This window comes from Bradyrhizobium sp. AUGA SZCCT0431, assembly GCF_018131065.1.
GTDB lineage: Bacteria > Pseudomonadota > Alphaproteobacteria > Rhizobiales > Xanthobacteraceae > Bradyrhizobium.
Map to the genome: position 1 here is coordinate 158,015 of NZ_JAFCLR010000014.1, position 19,539 is coordinate 177,553.

The 19,539-nt window shown below is 63.1% G+C and carries 19 protein-coding genes; 6 read left to right on the forward strand and 13 right to left on the reverse strand.

What is annotated here, in order from left to right:
• Positions 1–73: 73 nt before the first annotated feature.
• Positions 74–1,117: a C-terminal binding protein gene (locus tag JQ567_RS16135; RefSeq protein WP_212439736.1), complete on the reverse strand. Its 1,044-nt coding sequence runs from the start codon at positions 1,115–1,117 to the stop codon at positions 74–76.
• Positions 1,118–1,357: 240 nt separating this feature from the next.
• On the opposite strand from JQ567_RS16135, the gene JQ567_RS16140 reads away from it, so the two are divergent.
• On the forward strand, positions 1,358–3,043 hold the full coding sequence (locus JQ567_RS16140) for a methyl-accepting chemotaxis protein (RefSeq protein WP_212439737.1): 1,686 nt from the start codon (positions 1,358–1,360) through the stop codon (positions 3,041–3,043).
• Between the two features lie 247 nt (positions 3,044–3,290).
• Entirely contained in the window at positions 3,291–4,652 is a 1,362-nt protein-coding gene (locus JQ567_RS16145) for an amidase (protein ID WP_212439738.1), read from the forward strand.
• A gap of 116 nt (positions 4,653–4,768) precedes the next feature.
• Here JQ567_RS16145 and JQ567_RS16150 read toward each other — a convergent pair whose 3' ends face one another.
• From JQ567_RS16150 to JQ567_RS16200, 11 genes are all read right to left on the reverse strand, one after another.
• Positions 4,769–5,746, reverse strand: coding sequence for a tripartite tricarboxylate transporter substrate binding protein (locus tag JQ567_RS16150; RefSeq protein ID WP_212439739.1), 978 nt, complete (start codon positions 5,744–5,746; stop codon positions 4,769–4,771).
• A gap of 111 nt (positions 5,747–5,857) precedes the next feature.
• The gene (locus tag JQ567_RS16155) at positions 5,858–6,793 is read right to left on the reverse strand and encodes a DMT family transporter (RefSeq protein ID WP_212439740.1); all 936 of its coding nucleotides are present in this window, start codon (positions 6,791–6,793) and stop codon (positions 5,858–5,860) included.
• Between the two features lie 244 nt (positions 6,794–7,037).
• Positions 7,038–8,000: a TRAP transporter substrate-binding protein gene (locus JQ567_RS16160; RefSeq protein ID WP_212439741.1), complete on the reverse strand. Its 963-nt coding sequence runs from the start codon at positions 7,998–8,000 to the stop codon at positions 7,038–7,040.
• 41 nt (positions 8,001–8,041) lie between these two features.
• Positions 8,042–9,349 carry a TRAP transporter large permease gene (locus JQ567_RS16165; protein ID WP_212439742.1) on the reverse strand — a complete coding sequence of 436 codons (1,308 nt, stop codon included), beginning with the start codon at positions 9,347–9,349 and terminating at the stop codon, positions 8,042–8,044.
• A 1-nt stretch (position 9,350) separates the two neighbouring features.
• Positions 9,351–9,896, reverse strand: coding sequence for a TRAP transporter small permease (locus JQ567_RS16170; RefSeq protein WP_212439743.1), 546 nt, complete (start codon positions 9,894–9,896; stop codon positions 9,351–9,353).
• A 202-nt stretch (positions 9,897–10,098) separates the two neighbouring features.
• Positions 10,099–10,395 carry an antibiotic biosynthesis monooxygenase gene (locus tag JQ567_RS16175; RefSeq protein WP_212439744.1) on the reverse strand — a complete coding sequence of 99 codons (297 nt, stop codon included), beginning with the start codon at positions 10,393–10,395 and terminating at the stop codon, positions 10,099–10,101.
• Positions 10,396–10,536: 141 nt separating this feature from the next.
• On the reverse strand, positions 10,537–11,754 hold the full coding sequence (locus JQ567_RS16180) for an alpha-hydroxy acid oxidase (protein WP_312017411.1): 1,218 nt from the start codon (positions 11,752–11,754) through the stop codon (positions 10,537–10,539).
• A gap of 42 nt (positions 11,755–11,796) precedes the next feature.
• On the reverse strand, positions 11,797–12,597 hold the full coding sequence (locus JQ567_RS16185) for an MlaD family protein (protein WP_212439745.1): 801 nt from the start codon (positions 12,595–12,597) through the stop codon (positions 11,797–11,799).
• 76 nt (positions 12,598–12,673) lie between these two features.
• Entirely contained in the window at positions 12,674–13,603 is a 930-nt protein-coding gene (locus JQ567_RS16190; RefSeq protein ID WP_212439746.1) for a DMT family transporter, read from the reverse strand.
• A 292-nt stretch (positions 13,604–13,895) separates the two neighbouring features.
• Entirely contained in the window at positions 13,896–14,285 is a 390-nt protein-coding gene (locus JQ567_RS16195) for a helix-turn-helix domain-containing protein (protein WP_212439747.1), read from the reverse strand.
• A gap of 9 nt (positions 14,286–14,294) precedes the next feature.
• Positions 14,295–15,344: a LysR family transcriptional regulator gene (locus JQ567_RS16200; RefSeq protein WP_212439748.1), complete on the reverse strand. Its 1,050-nt coding sequence runs from the start codon at positions 15,342–15,344 to the stop codon at positions 14,295–14,297.
• A 197-nt stretch (positions 15,345–15,541) separates the two neighbouring features.
• Between JQ567_RS16200 and JQ567_RS38180 the strand changes: the two genes are divergently transcribed.
• Genes JQ567_RS38180 through JQ567_RS16220 form a run of 4 tightly spaced genes read left to right on the forward strand, consistent with a single transcriptional unit; the run spans position 15,542 to position 18,692 of the window.
• A complete protein-coding gene (locus JQ567_RS38180; RefSeq protein ID WP_249165491.1) occupies positions 15,542–16,678 on the forward strand; it encodes a GNAT family N-acetyltransferase in 1,137 nt (378 codons plus the stop codon).
• Positions 16,675–17,280 (forward strand): isochorismatase family protein, encoded by a 606-nt coding sequence (locus JQ567_RS16210; protein WP_212034333.1) that lies wholly within the window; start codon positions 16,675–16,677, stop codon positions 17,278–17,280. Before JQ567_RS38180 ends, JQ567_RS16210 begins: the two co-directional genes overlap by 4 nt.
• Entirely contained in the window at positions 17,273–17,476 is a 204-nt protein-coding gene (locus JQ567_RS16215) for a hypothetical protein (RefSeq protein ID WP_212439749.1), read from the forward strand. Before JQ567_RS16210 ends, JQ567_RS16215 begins: the two co-directional genes overlap by 8 nt.
• A 16-nt stretch (positions 17,477–17,492) precedes the next feature.
• Complete coding sequence (locus JQ567_RS16220) at positions 17,493–18,692, forward strand: MFS transporter (RefSeq protein ID WP_212439750.1); 1,200 nt, start codon at positions 17,493–17,495, stop codon at positions 18,690–18,692.
• 4 nt (positions 18,693–18,696) lie between these two features.
• On the opposite strand, the gene ybaK is transcribed toward JQ567_RS16220, so the two are convergent.
• On the reverse strand, positions 18,697–19,170 hold the full coding sequence (ybaK, locus tag JQ567_RS16225) for a Cys-tRNA(Pro) deacylase (RefSeq protein ID WP_212439751.1): 474 nt from the start codon (positions 19,168–19,170) through the stop codon (positions 18,697–18,699).
• Positions 19,171–19,539 lie beyond the last annotated feature (369 nt).

Genomic DNA, 19,539 nt, shown 5'->3' on the forward strand with positions numbered 1-19,539 from the left:
ATAGTTTTCTTCCTGGTGCGTTTTCCCGGGCGCGGACCGTTCTCCGCTTCGCCCGACGACGCGTTCGGCCGTCCTAGCTGTTGGGACCGCGATCCATGCTGACAGGCTGCCAGCGACGAAGCGAGGTGTTTTGCAGCACCGACGGATTGACGCAGCTTACCGGCCACATTCCGGACAGCACCAGTGACAATTCGTAGCCCACACGGCGCTTGCGCGCTTCGTCGAAACGTGCCGATGCCGAGGCGACATGCGCCGTCAGCGTGACGTTTTCCATCGAGAGCAGCGGGTTGTTGTGCGACGGCGGCTCGGTTTCCAGCACGTCGAGGGCGGCGTGCGCGATCCAGCCCTCCTGCAGCGCCTTGATCAGCGCTTCCTCGTCCACGGTGGCGCCGCGGCCGGTATTGATGAAGATTGCGCTCTTCTTCATCTGCTTGAAGTGCTTCTCGCCGAGCATGTGATGCACCTCCGGCCGCGCCGGGGCGTGCATCGACAGGAAATCCGACTGCGACAGCACCTCCGACAGGGTCGCCGGGAGCACGCCATGGTCGGAAATCAGGGTTTCCTGGATGAACGGGTCATAGGCGATCATCCGCAGGCCAAACGGGGCTGCGCGCTTGGCGACCGCGCGTGCCACCCGGCCGAACGAGATGAAGCCGAGCGTCTGCCCCATCAGCCGCGGAATCTTCAAAAGCTGTGGCCGGCCCTCGGACCAGCGGCCGGTGCGGACCATCTTGTCCTGCTCGACCAGGCGGCGGAAGCCCGAGAGCAGCAGCATCATGGCGTGGTCGGCGACCTCCTCGATGAAGGTGTCGGGGATGTTGGTGACGGGGATGCCGCGGGCGGTAGCGGCTTTGACGTCGACGCTGTCGACCCCGACGCTGCCGAGCGTGATGACCTTGCAATTATCGAGCGCGTCGATGACCGTTTTCGAGATCCGCATGCCTTTGGCGTAGATGGCGTCGGCGGTGCGGGCGGCGGCGATGAATTCCGCCTCGTTGGCCGGCGCCTCGATGATCTCGGCCCCGATCGGCTCCAGCGCCTCCATTTCATAGTCGTAGCCGCCGCCGGCGACCGTGAAACTCGCGCCTTTCGGCGTCAATATCCTGAATTTCGGCATTTCCTGCTCCCGATTTGACTCTTCGGTGTTGATTATGGCTGCGGCGGCGTGCCGCTGCCCCCCGAATTATAAACGTCCTGATCAGCTTCTCGCACAATCCCGCAGCATAGAGACCAATGCTTTTTGCATGTCCGGGCTTCTACGGAGGGGCTTCGTAACAAAGCGCTAAAGGCTCTGACTATAACGTGCGGCGAATCAATTCGCCAATCGCGTCCCGCGCGCATTCCCCGGAGCCCCCCTGTGAAGCTGTCAAATCTGAAGATCACCCCCAAGCTCGGTATCTTGGTGGGGGTGACGCTGCTCGGCCTGTGCGCCGCCGGCGTGCTCGCGGGCCACCTGATGCAGCGCGAGATGCTGAATGCGCGTATCGACCAGACCAGGGCGATCGTCGAAATGGCGCGCAACATGGCGCTGGGGCTGCAAAAGCAGGTTGAAGCGGGCCAACTCACCAAGGAAGCGGCGATTGCCGAATTCGGCCGCCGCGGCGTTACGCTGACCTTCGACAAGGGCTCCGGCTACGTGTTCGCCTATACGATGGATGGCGTCGCGGTGGTGACGCCGGATCCCAAGCAGATCGGTCAGAATCGCCTCGACGTCGAGACCAACGGCAGAAAACTCGCGCGCGAGTTGCGCGACGGCGTCGCGGCCAAGGGCGAAGTCACCTTGCCCTACGAATACATGAAACCGGGCCAGGAGACCCTGATCCGCAAGGTTTCCTACGCGGTCGGAATCCCCGGCTGGAACATGTTCGTCGGCACCGGCGCCTATCTCGACGATCTCGACGCCAAGATGAAGCCGATCGCGTGGCTGTTGGGGCTCGCCATTCTCGGCATCGCCGTGATCGCGGGCAGCATCGCCTGGATGATCGGCCGCAGCATCTCAAAGCCGCTTGGCGAACTCGGCGCGCGCATGCAGGCGCTGGCCGATGGCAAGATCGACGGTGAAATTCCCGGTCTCGGGCGCGGCGATGAGGTCGGCGCGATGGCGGCAACCGTGCAGATCTTCAAGGACAATGCGGTGCGGATCCGCGGCCTCGAACAGGCCGAAGCCGCGACGCAGGCGCGTGCGGCAGCCGAACGGCGGACCGCGATGGAGAACATCGCCAGCGATTTCGAACGCAGCGTCAACGGCATCGTCCGCTCGGTATCGACGGCCGCCGCCGGCATGCAGACCACGGCGCAATCGATGACGGCGACCGCCAGCGACGCCAGCGCGCGCGCTGCGACCGTCGGAGCCGCATCTGAGAGTTCGTCGAACAATGTCGGCACGGTCGCGGCGGCCGCCGAAGAGCTGTCGAGCTCGGTGGCCGAGATCGCCCGCCAGGTGGCGCGTTCCAGCGACATCGCCAGCAAGGCGGTCGGCGATGCCGAGCGCACCAACTCCACCGTCCAGGCGCTGTCCACGGGTGCCGAGAAGATCGGCGAGGTTGTCAAACTGATCCACTCGATCGCCGCGCAGACCAATCTCTTGGCGCTCAATGCGACGATCGAAGCGGCGCGCGCCGGTGAATCCGGCCGCGGCTTTGCGGTCGTTGCTTCCGAAGTGAAGGCTTTGGCCAACCAGACTGCGAAGGCGACCGAGGAAATCTCGGCCCAGGTCGCGGCGATGCAGGCTTCCACCAGCGAGGCGGTCTCCTCGATCGGCGGCATCACCGAAACCATCGCGCAGATGAGCGAGATCACCGTGAGCATCTCGACGTCGATCGAACAGCAGGGCGACGCGACGCGCGAGATCGCGCGCAACATCCAGTCGGTGGCGGCGGGATCGAGCGAGATCAGCGCCCATATCGGCGGCGTCACCACGGCGGCGGCAGCCACCGGCAAGGCGGCGTCCGACGTGCTCTCGAACGCGCGCGAGCTCGACAATCAGTCCGGCATGCTGCGCAACGCGGTCGACGAATTCCTCGTCAAGGTGCGGGCGGCGTAACCAGTTCTCGGCACCAACCACATCGTCATGCCCGGGCATGTCCCGGGCATCCACGTCTTTGCTTGCCGTAACAAAGAAAGACGTAGATGGCCCGGTCATAGGCGAGCGGAAGCGACGCCGTCCTTCAGACGGCTATGCCCCGGCCATGACGGTGAGTGTGGGAGCCTACTGCTTCTCCAGGCCCTCTGGTCCACACTACCCTGTCTGTTATTCTGTCGGCTTGGGCTCATTTTTCCGGAAAGCTGGCATGACCGATCGACGCGCGCGTCCCGTATCCAATTCGGAAGCAGGGGTTCTTGAGCTTCTGCGTCTATTTGGCGACAGCCAGCCAATGGCGGACGAATATGCGGCCGGGTGCCTGCAGAAGGCGAAAGCCCTCGAGCCCGCGCTGAGAGCGTTTGAATACCTGCCTGTCGATACCGCGCGGCGGCCAGGCCCGCTCTCGGGCATTCCGGTGGCGATCAAGGATATCATCGCCACATCAGACATGCCGACGACGAACGGTTCGCCCGTCTATGCCGGTCAGGTTCCAACCGCAAATGCCTGGGTGGTCGAGCGGTTGCGCAATCTCGGCGCGACGATCTTCGGCAAGACGGTATCGACCGAATTCGCCTGGCGGCATCCGGGACCGACGGTCAACCCCTGGAATCGCGAGCATACGCCGGGCGGATCTTCGTCAGGTTCGGCGGCCGCCGTTGCCGCGGGACTGGTGCCGCTGGCGCTCGGTACCCAGACCCTCGGTTCGATCATCCGGCCTGCCGCGTTCAACGGCATCGTCGGATTCAAGCCGAGCTTTGGCGCCATCCCTCGCATCGGCGTGCATCCGCTCAGCCCGTCGCTTGACCATGTCGGCTTCTTTGCCCGGCGGGTCGATGATGTCGCGTTCGCATTGGCGCATCTAGCCGGTTCGAGCGATCGCGATCTCCATGGCCGGCCGTTGCCCGCCTTTGCCGTCGATATCGGCACCGGGCTGCCGCCGCTTAACAAGCCGCGCCTTGCCGTCGTGCGTTTTGCAAAATGGTCGCGCGTTGAAGGCGAGCAGCAAAAAGTGTTCGAGACAGCCATCGCCAGATTGTGTGGCGAGGGCGCCATTCTGGAGGAACTTGAATTATCCGAATTCGACGACGCGAACTGGACGACGATCAATTGCATCCTGTCGAGCGAGGCTGCGCTGATATTCGCCGATCTCGTCGCAAATTATCCGGAACGCACCAGTGATCATCTGAAGTCGCTCGTCGAGAGCGGCAAGGCTCATTCGGCGACCAGCTACCTTGCGGCTAAGGCGTTCCAGGACGCCTGGCGCCACAAATTGACTGCGGAAATGACGGGCTATGATGCCGTGCTGACATTGCCGGCGTTTGGCGAAGCCCCGCGCGGCCTGCACTATACCGGCGATGCGGAATATTGCGCGCCGTGGACCTTGCTCGGCGTGCCGGCCGTGACCCTGCCGGCCGGATTCGGCAAGAATGGTCTTCCGCTCGGCGTTCAAATCGTCGGCACCTATTTGAACGATCATCGTATGCTGCGGGTGGCGAAATGGGTTGAAGCCGCTTTGGGCTTCGAGGCCGGCACCCCAAATGGTCTTGGGCTGGCGCCATCGACCGAGTGATCGCGCCAGCTTCGTAGGGTGGGCAAAGCGTAAGCGTGCCCACCATCCAGATCACGCTCCGTCGGTAGATGGTGGGCACGGCGCGATGCGCCTTTGCCCACCCTACGATCTACCCTCTACTGCTTCTCGATCCCCGCGTCGGCGATCAGCTTTTCCCACAGCACCAGCTGCTCCTTCAGGAACGCGTCGAACTCTTCCGGTGTGCTCGAGAAGGCCTCCATGCCGCGCTCGGCGAGCTGGCTCTTGGTGTCCGGCCGCTCGACGACCTTGCGGATTTCCGCGTTCAACTTGGCGACCATGTCCTTCGGCATATTGGCCGGGCCGAGATAGCCCTGCCATGAGCTGATGTCGAAACCCTTCACCGTAGCGTCCATGGTGGGCAGATGCGGCAGCAGGGCGGAGGGCTTTTTGGTGGTGACGGCCAGCGACTTCAGTGCCTTGCCCTTGACGTGCGGCAATCCGGTCAGGACATCGATGAACATCATCGAGACGCGGCCGGCGATCACGTCGGTCAGCGCCGGCGGCGAACTCTTGTAGGGGACGTGCAGCAGGTCGATGCCGGCGAGGCGGGCAAACGTCGCGCCGGAGACGATCGCCGACGAACTGCCGCTGGCATAGGAGTATTTGCCCGGCTCCTTCTTCGCCAGCGCGATCAGTTCGGCGACCGAATTGGCGGGAATGTCGGGATGGATCACTAGCATGAAGGGCAGGTCGCCGGTCCGCGCGATCGGCGTGAAATCCTTGATCGGATCGTAGCTCATGGTCTTGAGCAGATACGGATTGGCCGAATGCGTGGTGTTGGTCGTCACGAACAGCGTGTAGCCGTCCGGCGCGGAGCGGGCGACATAGCTCGCCGCGATCGAACCATTGGCGCCCGCCTTGTTCTCTATCACCATGCCCACGCCGAGCGCGGTGCCGAGTTCCTTGGAGATGATCCGCGTCGTGGTGTCGGTGCCGCTGCCGGCGGCGAACGGCAGCACCAGCGTGATGTTGCGGTTCGGATACGGAGCCTGCGCGGAAGCCGTTGATGCCAGCGCGAACAGCAAGGATGTTGCCGCCGCCATGCGCCGGTATCGTTTCAAAGACGCGATCATAGGGTCGTTTCTCCCGTTTGGTTTTTTTGAGGGGTTGGCGGGCAAGCTAGCCTGCCCGGAACGAAAGCGAAAGGCGGTCCAGCATGGTCGAGAGGTCGCAGCCGCGCGTTTTCATTTCCGCGCCGAGGCGCGCCTTGACGCGATCACGACGCCGGCCAGCACCAGCGCATAGCCGACCAGGTGAAACAGCCGCAATTGCTCGCCGAGCAGCAGGATCGCCATCGCGGAGCCGAACACCGGCACCAGATGGAAGAACGGCGCGGCGCGGTTCGGCCCGATCAGCGCCAGGCCGCGGTTGAAGAACATGTAGGCCAGCGTTGAGGGAAAGATCAGGATATAGGCCAATGTGGCCAGCGTCAGGAAATCGAATTTCAGCACGGCGCCGGTCGAAAACTCCCAGACCGAGAACGGCACCAGCATCAGCGCGCCGCAACAGGTAGTGAAGGAGATCAGCGACAATTGATGCGTCACCGGGCGGCGCGGCATCAGCGCCGAGTAAAGCCCGAACGACACCAGCGATGAGGCGAACATCACGTCGCCCTTGTTGAAGCTGATGCTGGCGAGCGCCGAGAAATCGCCGCGCAGGATGATAGTCAGGACGCCCATCAGCGAAAGGGCAATGCCGGCGAGCTGCGCGCCGGTCAGCCGCACGCCGAACAGGACCAGCGACCACATCGCCACGAACAGCGGGCCGGACGACTGGATCAGCAGCGCGTTCAGCGCCTGGGTGTATTGCATCGCCCAGAAGGAGATCGCGTTGTTGTAGGCAAAGCCGATCAGCGAGAGGAACAGCATCAGCGGCAGATGGGCGCGCAAGACCTTCCAGTCGCGCTTGAGATGCGGCCAGGCGAACGGCAGCAGGATCAGGAAGACGCCGAACCAGCGGATCGTGGTCAGCGTGATCGGTGGCACGTGGTCGCCGACATGCCGGGCCAGCACGATGTTACCGGCCCAGAACAGCGAGGTCAGGGTCAGCAGGACGTAAGGCTGGTTGTTGAGCCAGCCGACCGGATCGCGGGCGGGCGGCAGTGGCGCGGGGCTGGTCATGGTCTCGCGGGAGTTGTGCCGGATTTTTGCCGCGCGACAAGTCCCGCGTCTGCAATGCTACTATGGCTGCAATGCTAGAATGGTCTGAATTGGTCATAGCCGTAAAGGACGGCGTCGCTTCCGCTCGCCTATGTCCCGGCCATCCACGTCTTTCTGTTTAAATGAAGTCATGCCCGGCACAAGGCCGGGCATGACGTGTTTTGCTAGCAGAACGCGATAACGATCGTGTTGCTTCTTGATCGTCCTACTTCTTATAGGCGGCGATCACGGCATCACCATCGGCCCCGGCCTTTTTCGACCAGTCGGCCGTCAACTGCTCCCCGATCTTCTCAAGGCCGGACTTCAGCGCCGGAGGCACCGGCAGCACCTTCATTTTGTTCGCCTGAAGCTGTTCGAGATACCACTTCGCCTTTTCTTCGTTGAGCTTCCAGCCGCGTTCTTCGGCGACGACAGCCGCCTTGAGGATCGCTTCCTGGGTCGGCTTGTCGAGCGCGTCGAAAGCCGCCTTGTTCACGAAGGTGACGTTCTTCGGAATCCAGGCCTGCGCATCATAGAAATGCGTCATGGTTTCCCACGCCTTGCTGTCGTAGGCGGTCGAGCCTGAGGTCATGAACGAGTTGACAACGCCGGTCGCCAGCGCCTGCGGCAATTCCGCCGCCTGAATGGTGATGGGCTGGGCACCGACGAGTTCGGCGATGCGCGAGGTACCAACATTATACGCGCGAAACTTCAGGCCCTTCATATCCTCGACGGTGTTGAGTTCTTTCTTGGCAAAAATGCCCTGCGGACCCCACGGCACCGCGAAGAGGAGCATCAGGCCTTGCGACGCGAGCTTCTTTTCGACGGCGGGCTTCGACGCCAGCCACAGCTTCTTGGCTGCCGGATAGCTCGTTGCCAGGAACGGGATGACGTCCACGCCGAACAGCGGGTCCTCGTTCTCATGCAGCGAGATCAGGACCTCGCCCGCCTGAGCCTGACCGGTTGCGACGGCGCGCTTGATTTCCGGCGCCTTGAACAGGGACGCTGCGGGATGCACGGTGATCTGCAATTTGCCGCCGGTGGCGTCGCCGACGTCCTTGGCAAACGCGATCAGGTTCACCGAATGCGGATTGTCCGCCGGATAGGCCGCCGGAAGGTTCCATTTCGTCTGCGCGGTTGCGGGAGCGACCGTTGCGGAAACCGCAAACGCCGCGACACCGGCAGCCATTGCGGACGTTCTAACAAGCCTCAACATGACAATACCTTTCTCTAGCCAGGGAACGCTATCCGCGGCAGCAGCATCACGATACCAGGAAACATCGTGATGATGGCAACCGCCAGAACGAGCAAAAAGAAGAACGGCAGGGCGGCCTTGGCGACCGTGTTGGAATCCTTGCCGCTCATGGTCTGCAAAACGAACAAATTGAAACCGACGGGCGGAGAGACTTCAGCCATTTCCACCACCAGCACCAAGAAGATGCCGAACCAGATCAGATCGAAGCCGGCCTGCTTCACCATCGGAATGACGATGGCCGTGGTTAGCACGATCATGGAAATGCCGTCGAGGGCCGTGCCGAGCACGATGTACATGACGGTGAGCGCCGCGATCAGCGCATAGGGACTGAGCTGGAGACCGTTCACCCAGTTCGCAAGCGCCAGCGGGATGCCGGTATAGGCCATCGACGTGCCCATGTAGGATGCGCCCGCCAGGATCAGCAGGATCATGCAATTGACCCGCGTTGCGCCCATGACGCTGGCCCAGAACGCCTGCCAGGTCAGCGCGCCCTGCCACCATGCGATCGCGAGCGATCCCAGGACGCCCCAGGCCGCACATTCCGTCGCCGTCGCCCAGCCCATCAGCAACGACAGAAAGACGAAGGCGATCAGCAGCAGACAGGGGAACAGATTGAGCGATTCTGAGATGCGCTTGCGAAAGCTCATCGGCGGATCGGCCGGCGGCGTGCGCTTCGGATTGGCAAGCGACCAGACGGCGATGTAGCCGGAGTAAAGCGCCATCACCAGCAAGCCCGGCAGAAAGCCGGCGAGGAAGACCTGAATGATGGAGACGTTGGCCTGCACGGCGTAGACCACCATGGTGATCGACGGCGGGATCAGAATGCCGAGCGTGCCGGCGCCGGCCAGCGAGCCGAGGCTCAGGCCTTCGTCATAGCCGCGCTTCTTCAACTCGGGCAGGGCGATCTTGGCCACCGTGGCGCAGGTCGCGGCCGACGATCCCGACACCGAACCGAACACGCCGCAGGCGAGCACGTTGACGTGCATCAGCCGGCCCGGCAGCCAGTTCAGCCACGGCGCAAATCCGCGAAACATTTCTTCCGAGAGCCGCGTGCGAAAGAGAATTTCGCCCATCCAGATGAACAGCGGCAAGGCCGCGAGCGACCACGACGCGCTGTTGCCCCACACCGTTGTCGCCAGCACGCTGCCCGCTGGAATGGCGCCGCCGGCGAATTGCATGCCGGCCCATCCCGTCGCCATCAAGGCGACGCCGATCCAGACGCCGGCACCCAGCAGCAGCGCAAGAAATCCCAGCAGGATGGCGGCGATCGAGAGCAGCTCCATGTCAGACCCCGCTCTGCATGGCGCGTTCGACGATCTCTTCGGCGCTCTTTGGTTTCGGCAACTCGTAGCGCGGCGGAAAGCCGCGCAGCACGTGGAGCAGCTCATCGACAAAGGCGATGAAGAGAATCACGAGGCCGCCGCTGTAGCCGAGCTGCGGTATCCACAGCGGCACCGCGATCACGCCTTGCGAAATGTCGAAAAACTTCCACGACTGCCACGTCATGACCGAGGCGTGCCAGGCGAAAAAGCCGATGAAGCCGGTGCCGACCAAGAGCGCGGCGATCTCCACATAGTGGCGGATGGTGTCGCTGAGGCGGTCGATCAAAAGACCGACGCGGATCATCTCGCCGTGCTTGAACGTATGGGCGAGCCCGAGGAAGGCCGTCGCCGCCATGCACCAGGAGATGAAATCGTCGCCCGCCGGAATGTTGATGCCGAGCGGCCGGCCGGCCGAAAGCAGCATCATCAGCACGAAAATCGCAATCAGGAAAAGTCCGGCGAGATAGCCGGAGAAAAGGTAGAGCCGATCGAGAAACAGGCGGATCATCGTGTGTTCTTTCCCCTCACGCGCAGATTGCCCGGAAGCAATAGACGTACCACTTCAGCTAACCGTCCCTGGCCGGAAATGCCCCGTCAGCCGTGCTCGAAACGGGCGACTGAAGTCAATCCCGCAAGCGCGGGCAGGGTTTCCGAGTTGTTCAGAGCCGTCAATGGGACGTTCTGCGAATGCCGAAGAGGACCGCCACGAACTATTTCAGTGCCAGCACGACCTCACCCGCCGCCGGATCGGTGACGCCCAGGCCGCCGCCGAGGTCTTCGAGCGTATCGCGAAAAGAATTGAGGGTCGCGATCATATTCGGCCGCGCCGCGACGCACGCGTCCATGTCTTTCCACTCGGCGATAATGCAATAGGAGCGGTCACCGGTCTTGATGATGTTGGCGTGCGTCAGGCCCGGCCACGTCGCTTCAACGTTATTGTGGGCATCCAGAAACTCCTGATCGCGTCCTGGTTTCACTCGGAAACGCACCGTATTGAAAGCGGTCATCGGCCTTCTCCCCTCGCCTTTGAGGGTGTCGAGGATACCCAGCCTGCACGCGGTTGCGCAATACAATAGGGCCCCTGACCCCGCCGCGCGAGCATTCCCGAGCCTGCAATGTGCTGCGAGCCGCCGAGCGCCGGCCCGGCCCTAGAACTTCCGCACCAGATCCGGCGTGATCTCGCTGATGCTGCGAATGCCGAGCAACGCGAGGTCGCGGTCGATCTCGGCATGGAGCAGGCTGATGGCGCGCTGCACGCCGGCCTCGCCGCCGGCGATCGCCGCGTAGAGGAAGGGACGGCCGACCCAGACGAAATGGGCGCCGAGCGCCAACGCCTTGATCACGTCGGTGCCGCGGCGGATGCCGCCGTCGACCATGATAGTCATGCCTTTCGCCTCGGCCGCAATCTCCGGCAGCGTGCGCAGGCCCGACATCGTGTAGTCGAGCTGGCGGCCGCCATGGTTGGAGAGCATCACGCCATCGACGCCGCTCTCGCGCGCGATCCGGGCGTCGGTGGGCGAGACCAGTCCCTTGACGACAAGCTTGCCCTTCCAGCGCTTGCGGATCAGTTCGACATGCTTCCAGGCGAGTTGGTCGCGGGCGCCGATGTTGCGCATCAGATTCTTGGCCAGCACCGGCGGGCCGCGCTGCGCGTCCATGTTCTCGAAATGCGGCATGCCGTGGTTCTTCACGGTGCGCAGCCAGGTGCCGAACAGCCAGTGCGGATGGGTTACCGTATCCCAGGCGACGCGCGGCGTGATCGCCAGCGGCACCTGAAAGCCGTTGCGGATGTTGTTCTCGCGGTTGGGCGGCACCGGCACGTCGGCGGTGACGACGAACGTGTCGTAGCCGGCCGCGGCGACCCGGTCGACCAGGGGCTCGATACGGGCGGGCAGGCCCGCCAGGTAGGCCTGGTACCAGGCGGCCGGATTTTCCCGGCGCACGTCCTCCAGCGTGATCAGCGAGGAGGCGGAGAGAATCATCGGCACGTTTTCGGCGGCCGCCGCCCGTGTCAGCACGATGTCGCCGCGATAGGCGCACAGCGCCGAGGAGCCCATCGGCGGAATGCCGAACGGCGAGGCGTAGGTCTTGCCGAACAGCGTCGTGGATTGGTCGCGGCCGGAGACGTCGTTGAGCACGCGCGGCACGAAACCATATTCGTCAAAGGCTGCGCGGTTGTCGCGGACCGCGGCGTCGGTCTCGGCGCCGCCGGCGATGTAGCCGTAGAGGAACTTCGGAATCCGCCGCCGCGCCGTGGCTTCGAAATCGTCGAGCGCGAGATAGCGTTTCAAGGCGCGCGGCACCTCGCTCGTGGCGCGGGTCACGGTCGGCGGCGGAGCGGTCAGGCCAGCGGATTTATCGAGCACGGCGGAGCAGTCCCTGTTCTTGGTTTATTATCGGGCAATACGCTATCGCCTGGCGGGGGGCGCGGCAAACTTGCTATTGTTGATGGACTGGCTGAGATCGATCAGCATTTTTCGAGCTTCTTTCAGCGCCGTGTCGGACTTCTTGTCGAAACTTTCGATCAGTTCGCGCATCGAAATCACGGTCGGCAGCAGTTCGCCGCCATATTTGTCGCTGGCAAGGCCGCCGAGGAAGTTCGTGGTCTTGGTCAGCGCTCCGTCGACCGCGTTGATGCCGTCATCGGCCGTGCTGATGATGCTGCTGATCCGCTCGCCACTGCCAGACAGCGAGGCCGTGAACGTTTCGAAATTGCGCAGCGTGTCTTTCACCGCGACTTCATTGTCGGCGATGATCTTGTCGACGTTGCGCAGCGCCACGCGGATCCTCTCCTGCATGTCCAGCAACCCTTCCGGATCCGCGGTCAGTTCGGGAATGCCGTCGGCGCCGAGCGGGGGCGGATCGACCGTGCCGCCGGTAAAGGAGATCGCGGCGATGCCGGTCAGGCCCTGGAATTCGAGGCCGACCTGGGTGTCCCGGCGTACCGGGGTGTTGCCGTCGATCATGGTGAGCACGACGACGCGGCGCGGATGGTCCAGTTGCATCGACACCACTTTGCCGACCCGGACCCCTGCGAAATTCACGCTGCCGCCCTGGCGCAGGCCGGAGGCGGAGCCCTCGAAGATCACCCGGAACGGCGTCTTCTGCTTATTGCCAGCGAATTTCTGATAGCCAAGGAACGAGCCGAGCGACCCGGCGATCAACGCCAGGGTCAAGGTCCCGATCATCAGATTGCTGGCGCGCGCCATCAGTGAAATCCTGCGAAGCAGGCCCGATAGATAGCGGATTTGCCGCTGCAAGTCACCGCAACCAGGCTGTCCAAAACTAGTCGGTCGCTTGCTTTCGCGACGCCACAAACACCCCGGTCAGGACCAGCGCAAAGCCCAGGAAGTGGAACGGCTGCGGGTGCTCGCCGAGGAAGGCGATCGACATCACGGTTCCGAACACCGGCACCACATGAAAGAAAGGGGCGGCGCGGTTGGCGCCGATCAGCTGCACCCCGCGATTGAAGCAGAGATAGGCCAGCGTCGAGGGAAACAGCGCCACATAAAACAGCGTCAGCAGGTTGGCGGCGTCGATCCGCATCAGGGGCCGTGCGAACAGTTCCCAGATGAACAGCGGGATCAGGCACGCAGCACCTGCGCCGAACGTAAAGGCGACGAACGACAGGCCGTGGATGGCGGGGCGTTTCAGCGACAGCACCGAATAAAGCCCGAAGATCGCCAGCGCCACGATGAAGATGAGATCGCCTTTGTTGAACTCGATGTTCTTGAGCGTGGTGAGATCGCCGTGCAGCAGGATCACAAGCACGCCGGCCAGCGACAGCAGAACCCCGCCGGCCTGGGCCAGCGTCAGCCGCATGCCGAACAGGACCAGCGACCACACTGCGACGATCAGCGGCCCGGCCGATTGCAGCAGCAGCGTGTTGAGCGCCTGGGTGTGTTCGAGCGCCCAATATTGCAGGGTGTTGAAGGCGCCGATGCCGGTGATCGACAGAAAGATCATGATGCCGAGGCGGCCGCGGATCGCGGCCCAGTCGCGCATCAGATGCTTCCAGGCAAAGGGAAGGATGATGAGGAACGCGAACGACCAGCGCAGGAACGACAGCGTCACCGGTGCGATATGCCCGGCGGCGAGGCGGCCGACGATGGCGTTGCCGGCCCAGCACAGCGCGGTGATGCTGAGCAGCAAATAGGGCTGGTTGGCGATCCAGTTCGCAGGCTGCGCGGGCGCGTTGGGTTCGGAAGCAGACATTCGCAAAAACAGGGCCCGGTTCATGACGCCGCGGCCCGCCCGGCGATGCAAGCCGGGCCGGAGAAGGTCGCCCGGCCTGTGTCACAGACACCGATTTGCCGCGTTCATCAATGGGGCAGATGCATCGCGACCATGCGCGGAGGGAGTTGATGCGCGGGCGTTCCGGTTAGAGCGTTTTCCAGCGAAGCATGCCTCGGGCTTGATCCGGGGGTGGATGCCGGTTCGCGTCAAGAAAACGCGTCAAATCAAGAATCTGGAGCCTCGTTCTGTCTCAATCGGAACGGAAATGGCTCTAGCCGGCCTGGTCGGGACCCGCGGCCTGACGCTTGACGATCTGCTCGGCGAGCTGGATCAGCATCCGCTTGGTATTGTTGTCCTGCAGCTCGCGGAATACGCGCAGCAAACGCAGTTCGAGCAGTGCCTGCTTCGTATCGGCATTGGCGATACCGGATTGCGGCTTGGTCGACGGCGACAGGCCCTCGAACAGATCGTGGGAGACGCCGAGCGCGTCCGCCACCTGCATCAGGCGGCCGGCACTAACGCGGCCCGACCCGTTGTTGGTTTTCGGCGTCGGCTGGCCAGGGGCTCCGAGTACTTCCGCAAGATCGTTCTGCGAAAGCCCGAGCGCGAGCCATCGCGCCTTCACCAGTTGATCGATTTGCCCGTCGGTCGACTTGCTCATTTGCCTCACTCAGCCAATCTTTGACCGTGATTCTTTCATGAAACCAGCGAACAGATTCACCAGCGGCTCACCCTTGTAGGTTTTCTGCAAATCGTTGGGATGGACGAACTCATCCCGAAACCACGGATATTTGCGGCCGTCGAACGCCTGGATGGTCCAGTCGATCAATTGCTTGACGCGTGGAATCCGCTTCGCATCGGGGTGGTAGGTGAGCCAGATGTCGAGCGGAAACTGGACGCCGAGATCGAGCGGAATCAAGGGCCCGGCGATCGCCGGTATGTAGGTCGGCAACCAGCCGATGCCGGCGCCTTTGGAGACGGCCCAGACATGCGCGCTGGAGACGTTGTTGCGCATCGCGACAAAGCCGAGCTGTTCGCGTGCGGCATGCCGTTCGTACATCTCCTTGCCTTTGGTCTGCTCTGCGTCCTGAATCACCATGCGATGATTTTGCTGCAGGTCGTTCAGGTCTGTCGGCATGCCGTAGATTTCGACATAAGACGGACTGACGAACGGCATGATGTGAAGCCGGCCGATCTTGACCCGCTTCAGGTTGGGATTAGCGGGCTCCTCGAGCTGCACCGCGACATCGGCTTCGAGCCGGAGCACGTCCGCCGATCGCATCTCGCATTTCAGATCGACCAGCAGTCCGGAATAGACCCGCTGGAATTCGACCAGCCGGGGCGCCAGCCAGAAAGTGCCGAGCCCCTCGGTCACGGCAAGCCGGACCTCGCCGGTGAGCGCCGGCGTCGCCCGGCTTAGCGCGCGGTCAAGCCCGAAGGACGCCTCTTCCATCCGCTTGGCGGCGTCCAGAACCGCCTCGCCTTCCGGCGTCAGCCTGATCCCGTCGACGTGGCGGGTCATCAGGGGCGTCTTGTAGGCATTCTCAAGGACTGAAATTCGCTTGCTGAGGAAATTGGCGGACATGTTCAGCTGCGCAGCCGCGGCGCGGAAGCTTCCGGTTCTGGCGACCGCCAGGAAAATCCGGACCAGATCCCAGTTCGCCATTCGTCCCGGCATGTGCGCGCCGTTGTGCGCGCCCCTGCGCTCACCTGAGTGCATACAAATCGCCTCGTTTGTCGCCTTCTAATTTAAGGGAACCATATTTCTATTATTGGCAGAAAACCAAATCTTACACAATCAAGAGACGATCAATGAACGCGCTCGACATCGATCTGATCAGAAAATCCGCCCGGGAGCATGCTCGCGCCAGCCGGTCGGTTCCCGCCAGCCGGTCTACGGCCCATTCTCTCGAGAGAATGACCAATCTTCAAGTGGCCAGACGCACGGTGATTTTCACCGTCGGGGCCGCCGGCATCGCCTCGCTGGTTGACAGGGCCCGCGCCGACATACCGGGATTAACCAAGAACGAAATCCTCCAGGCGGCGGCGCGCCACAACCCCGATATTTTCTGGGCAATCGCGCGAAGCGACCGGTTCGATATCAGCGACCCCAAGGGCGAGGGCTTCCTTGCGGTGTTGCCGCTAACCCACGAGGGCATGCGCCGGCTGCTCGATGGCCGGCTCAACACCAAGGATCCCGAGTTGTGCTACGTCGCGCGGCAATCGGAGCGTCCAGCCGGCATCTATGTCTGGGCGATCCATGCCAAGGGTACGCTCGCGGCAGCGATCCCGCTGGTGCTGCAGAAAATCTCCTCGCCGCTCTACCAGGGCGTCAACCTCTATTCGCGTCCCATCACCAAGGGCGGCCTGCGGGTGCTGGAGCCGCTCGGCTTCCAACCGGGCGCAAGTTACGAGGAATTGTTCGCGCCGCATCTGCAGATGTTCGACCGCTCGAAGGATCTTCCGCGGGTCAAGGCAATGCCGCCCGAGCCGGTCACCGTCGAGGTCGTCCGCTCGATGGACGAGATGGCGCGCGTCATTGCGATCCGCGGAGCGGTCTACATGGGCGAACAACATTGCCCGTTTGAAGAGGAATTCGACGGCAACGATTTCTCCGCCACCCATCTGATCTGCCACAAGGATGGCGAGCCGGTCGGCTGCATGCGGATCCGCTATTTTGCGGATTTCGCCAAGCTCGAACGACTGGCCGTCCGCAACGAAAGTCGCAACGCCGGCCTGGCCGGCAAGATCGTGGACACGGCCATCGAGCTGTGCCGGAAGAAGGGCTACCGCGTGCTGTACGCGCATGCGCAGACCCGGCTGCTCGGCTTCTGGCAGCAACGTGGCTTCAAGCGCGCGCCCGGCCGCAAGTTCGTGTTTTCCGACTTTGACTATGTCGAGGTCAAACTCGAGACCGAGAGGCATCCGCAAAGTATCACCCTCAACGACGATCCCTACGTGCTCATTCGTCCCGAAGGCCGCTGGGATAGACCGGGCATCCTCGAAAAATCCACGAGCCGGGGAATTTGCGAAGCGGCGGATGTCGTCCAATGAGTTCAGTTATTGATCTGCGAACCTATGTCGGCGCCTCGCGTGGCCGCCTGCTGATCATGGTCGACCTGCAGGAGAAAAACTACGCCGCATTGGCCAGGGACAACGCGCGCGACATTCAGCGGTCGCTGAACAACTGCATGGCCGCGATCCGGCATGCGCGCGAGTTCGCCATACCGATCGCGTTCACGCGGCAAGCCGAGGGTCGGGGCGATGGCCCGGGGATACTCGAACGCTCGAGCCAGTCGGCCTGGATTTCCGGTCTCGAGCCGCGGCGGTCGGACATGGTGTTCGAGCGCCAGCAGCCGTCCTGCTACAGCAATCATCTGTTCGAAAGCGTGGTCTCGCAGGCCGGAAGCTTCGCCATTGCCGGTCTCGTCGCCGAGGAAACCTGCCTAGCGACGGCGATGGATGCCGCGCGCAGGGAGCACAGCGTCACCTTCCTGAGCGATGCATCCGTGAGCCGGTCGCGGCCCAATACCGATGCCGCCGCCGTGCATGTGCTCGCCACAAGGGCGATCGAACTTTTCGCCGACGTCGCCACCACGGGCCAGTGGCTGGTCGCGACGTCGCAGCGACCTCTCAAAGGGCATCGCTATGGATGAGTTGAGTGCGCGTCGTTTGCGTAATGTGCTTCCGGTGCTGGTAGAGCAGCGCAATTTGTTGGTTTCCGGCGGCGTTTCCTTTGCCGGCCATCTGGTCGATCTCGCGATCATGCAATTGCGCTTGACTCTGAACGAGATCTCCGAGGATGAATTATCCGAGTTCTCCAACGTGCTCAGCGGCGAACGAACGGATTGATCCCAGGAGTATCGGTATGCCCGGACGCAGGTGGATCATCCTTGCGGTGTTGTTCGCGACGCGCGCGGCCATCGGATTCCAGTTCCAATCGATCGGGTCGGCGGCCAATCTCATGATGGCCGATCTTGGCATCGGCTATTCGGAAGTAGGCTTGCTGCTCGGCGCCTATATGCTGCCGGGCGTCATCGTCGCATTCCCGGCCGGATTGCTCGGAAGCCGGGGCCGCGAAAAGACGCTCGGGCTCGTGGGCCTGGTGCTGATGGCGGTTTCCGGCCTGGCATTGACTTATTCCGGTGATCTCGCCTTCGCACTGACGGCGCGCACCATCGGCGGGGTCGGGGGCACGATCGTGGGTCTGGTCGCGACCAAGATGGTGGCGGACTGGTTCGATGCCCGCGAGATGGTGCTGGCGATGTCGTTCCTGCAGATGAGCTGGCCGTTCGGCGCCATGATTGCGCTGCCGATCCAGACCTTCATCGCCCATTCGCTCGGCTGGCACGCGGTGATGGCGTCGGGTGCGATCTGCTCGGTGGCGGTGCTGGTCGCGTTTGCGATGATTCCCCGCGCCGTGCAGCCGAGCCAGTCGGAGGCCGCCGGCCGCGGCCGGGTGCCGCGTGCGGCGCTGATGCCGGTGGTGATATCGGGCACGATCTGGGGCGCGATGAATCTCGCCTGCGTTTTGTTCTTCAGCTACGCACCGCTATTGCTGGTGGCGCAGGGATCCTCGCCGACGGGTGCGGCGGCGCTGACGAGTCTGTCGATCTGGTTCACCATTCTCGCCATTCCGGCCGGTGGCTATCTTGTGAACCGCGCGGGCCGGCCGATCACCGCAATCATTGTCTGCAGCTTGATCGCAGCCGGTGCGCTGATGCTGTTTGTGGAGAATTTTCATCCGACGATCGCCTGCCTGATTTTTGGCGTCGCGATCGGTCCGATGTCGGGTGCGATCCTGACGATGCCCGCAAGAGTGCTCGAGACCGCCGATCGGTCGGTGGGTTTTGGTCTGTTCTATACCTGCTTCTACGTCCTGATGGCGGCCGGACCCACCGCCGCCGGGAGCCTGCAGGACGCCTGGGGATCGCCGGCGGCGGCGCTGGTCGCCAGCGCCGCGCTGCTGGCATCGATGGTGCCGCTGGTCCTGCTGTTCCTGGTCGTCGCGAAGCGCTGCGACTTCGCGCAGCCCAGCCACGAAGCAAAGCTGCGCGCGGCGTCTTGAATCCTCACATCGTCAGCGCCGGCGCGATGGCGCCGAGCGCCTGCATCGCGTCGCTCGGATCGAGCTCGACCTGCAATCCGCGCTGCCCGCCATTGAGGAACACGGTCGCGTGGCCGAGCGCGGCCGCCTCGATCGCGACCGGCACGCGCTTCTTCTGCCCGAACGGCGAGATGCCGCCGACATGATAGCCGGTGAGCCGCTCGGCATCCGCCGGGCGCATCATCTTCGCGGCCTTGCCGCCGAACGCGCTGGCGAGCTTCTTCATGCTGACTTCGCCGTCCGACGGCACCACCACGCAGACCGGCTTGCCGTCGACCTCGGCCATCAGCGTCTTCAGCATCCGGTCGGGCTCGACGCCGAGCGCCTCGGCCGCCTGCAGGCCGATGCTGTCGGCGGTGGAATCATAGGCATAGCTGTGCAGCACAAACTTCACGCCGAGCTTTTCCAGCGCCTTTGTCGCAGGAGTGGTTTTAGACATTTGCCAGATTACTCCGTGTTCATGCCGCCGCCTTCGCGCCGCCACAAATTTTTGGGGGATATCAAAGGGTTGTCCTCCTTTTTGACGACCCCCAAAGCTTGCTTCTTGCTTGCCTAGACGGGCTGCTTCCTTTATCCGGTTGGGCTGCCTCGCATGCGAACGGCCTCCGGCCGTGATTTGGGCTGGGCAACCTACGGCATGATCCGGAAAAGTGGACACCGGTTTTCCGAGAAGATCATGCCCGAACTAAAAGATATTCGACGGTATGGTTCAATCTGAACCATGCCGGAGAGCATGATCCGGAAAGTCGGGCAGTAGTTTTCCGGGGAGGTCATGCTGAAACCACTTGAGCCGCAGGGAAAACCTTAG

Excerpts from the sequence above, each read along its gene's own strand:
- ybaK (WP_212439751.1), bottom strand. The coding sequence starts at position 19,170 with ATGTCTAAAACCACTCCTGCGACAAAGGCGCTGGAAAAGCTCGGCGTG.
- JQ567_RS16145 (WP_212439738.1), top strand. The coding sequence starts at position 3,291 with ATGACCGATCGACGCGCGCGTCCCGTATCCAATTCGGAAGCAGGGGTT.
- JQ567_RS16220 (WP_212439750.1), top strand. The coding sequence starts at position 17,493 with ATGCCCGGACGCAGGTGGATCATCCTTGCGGTGTTGTTCGCGACGCGC.
- JQ567_RS16215 (WP_212439749.1), top strand. The coding sequence starts at position 17,273 with ATGGATGAGTTGAGTGCGCGTCGTTTGCGTAATGTGCTTCCGGTGCTG.
- JQ567_RS16135 (WP_212439736.1), bottom strand. The coding sequence starts at position 1,117 with ATGCCGAAATTCAGGATATTGACGCCGAAAGGCGCGAGTTTCACGGTC.
- JQ567_RS16190 (WP_212439746.1), bottom strand. The coding sequence starts at position 13,603 with ATGTCTGCTTCCGAACCCAACGCGCCCGCGCAGCCTGCGAACTGGATC.
- JQ567_RS16155 (WP_212439740.1), bottom strand. The coding sequence starts at position 6,793 with ATGACCAGCCCCGCGCCACTGCCGCCCGCCCGCGATCCGGTCGGCTGG.
- JQ567_RS16160 (WP_212439741.1), bottom strand. The coding sequence starts at position 8,000 with ATGGCTGCCGGTGTCGCGGCGTTTGCGGTTTCCGCAACGGTCGCTCCC.
- JQ567_RS16185 (WP_212439745.1), bottom strand. The coding sequence starts at position 12,597 with ATGGCGCGCGCCAGCAATCTGATGATCGGGACCTTGACCCTGGCGTTG.
- JQ567_RS16165 (WP_212439742.1), bottom strand. The coding sequence starts at position 9,349 with ATGGAGCTGCTCTCGATCGCCGCCATCCTGCTGGGATTTCTTGCGCTG.
- JQ567_RS16200 (WP_212439748.1), bottom strand. The coding sequence starts at position 15,344 with ATGCACTCAGGTGAGCGCAGGGGCGCGCACAACGGCGCGCACATGCCG.
- JQ567_RS16170 (WP_212439743.1), bottom strand. The coding sequence starts at position 9,896 with ATGATCCGCCTGTTTCTCGATCGGCTCTACCTTTTCTCCGGCTATCTC.
- JQ567_RS38180 (WP_249165491.1), top strand. The coding sequence starts at position 15,542 with ATGACCAATCTTCAAGTGGCCAGACGCACGGTGATTTTCACCGTCGGG.
- JQ567_RS16195 (WP_212439747.1), bottom strand. The coding sequence starts at position 14,285 with ATGAGCAAGTCGACCGACGGGCAAATCGATCAACTGGTGAAGGCGCGA.
- JQ567_RS16210 (WP_212034333.1), top strand. The coding sequence starts at position 16,675 with ATGAGTTCAGTTATTGATCTGCGAACCTATGTCGGCGCCTCGCGTGGC.
- JQ567_RS16150 (WP_212439739.1), bottom strand. The coding sequence starts at position 5,746 with ATGATCGCGTCTTTGAAACGATACCGGCGCATGGCGGCGGCAACATCC.
- JQ567_RS16175 (WP_212439744.1), bottom strand. The coding sequence starts at position 10,395 with ATGACCGCTTTCAATACGGTGCGTTTCCGAGTGAAACCAGGACGCGAT.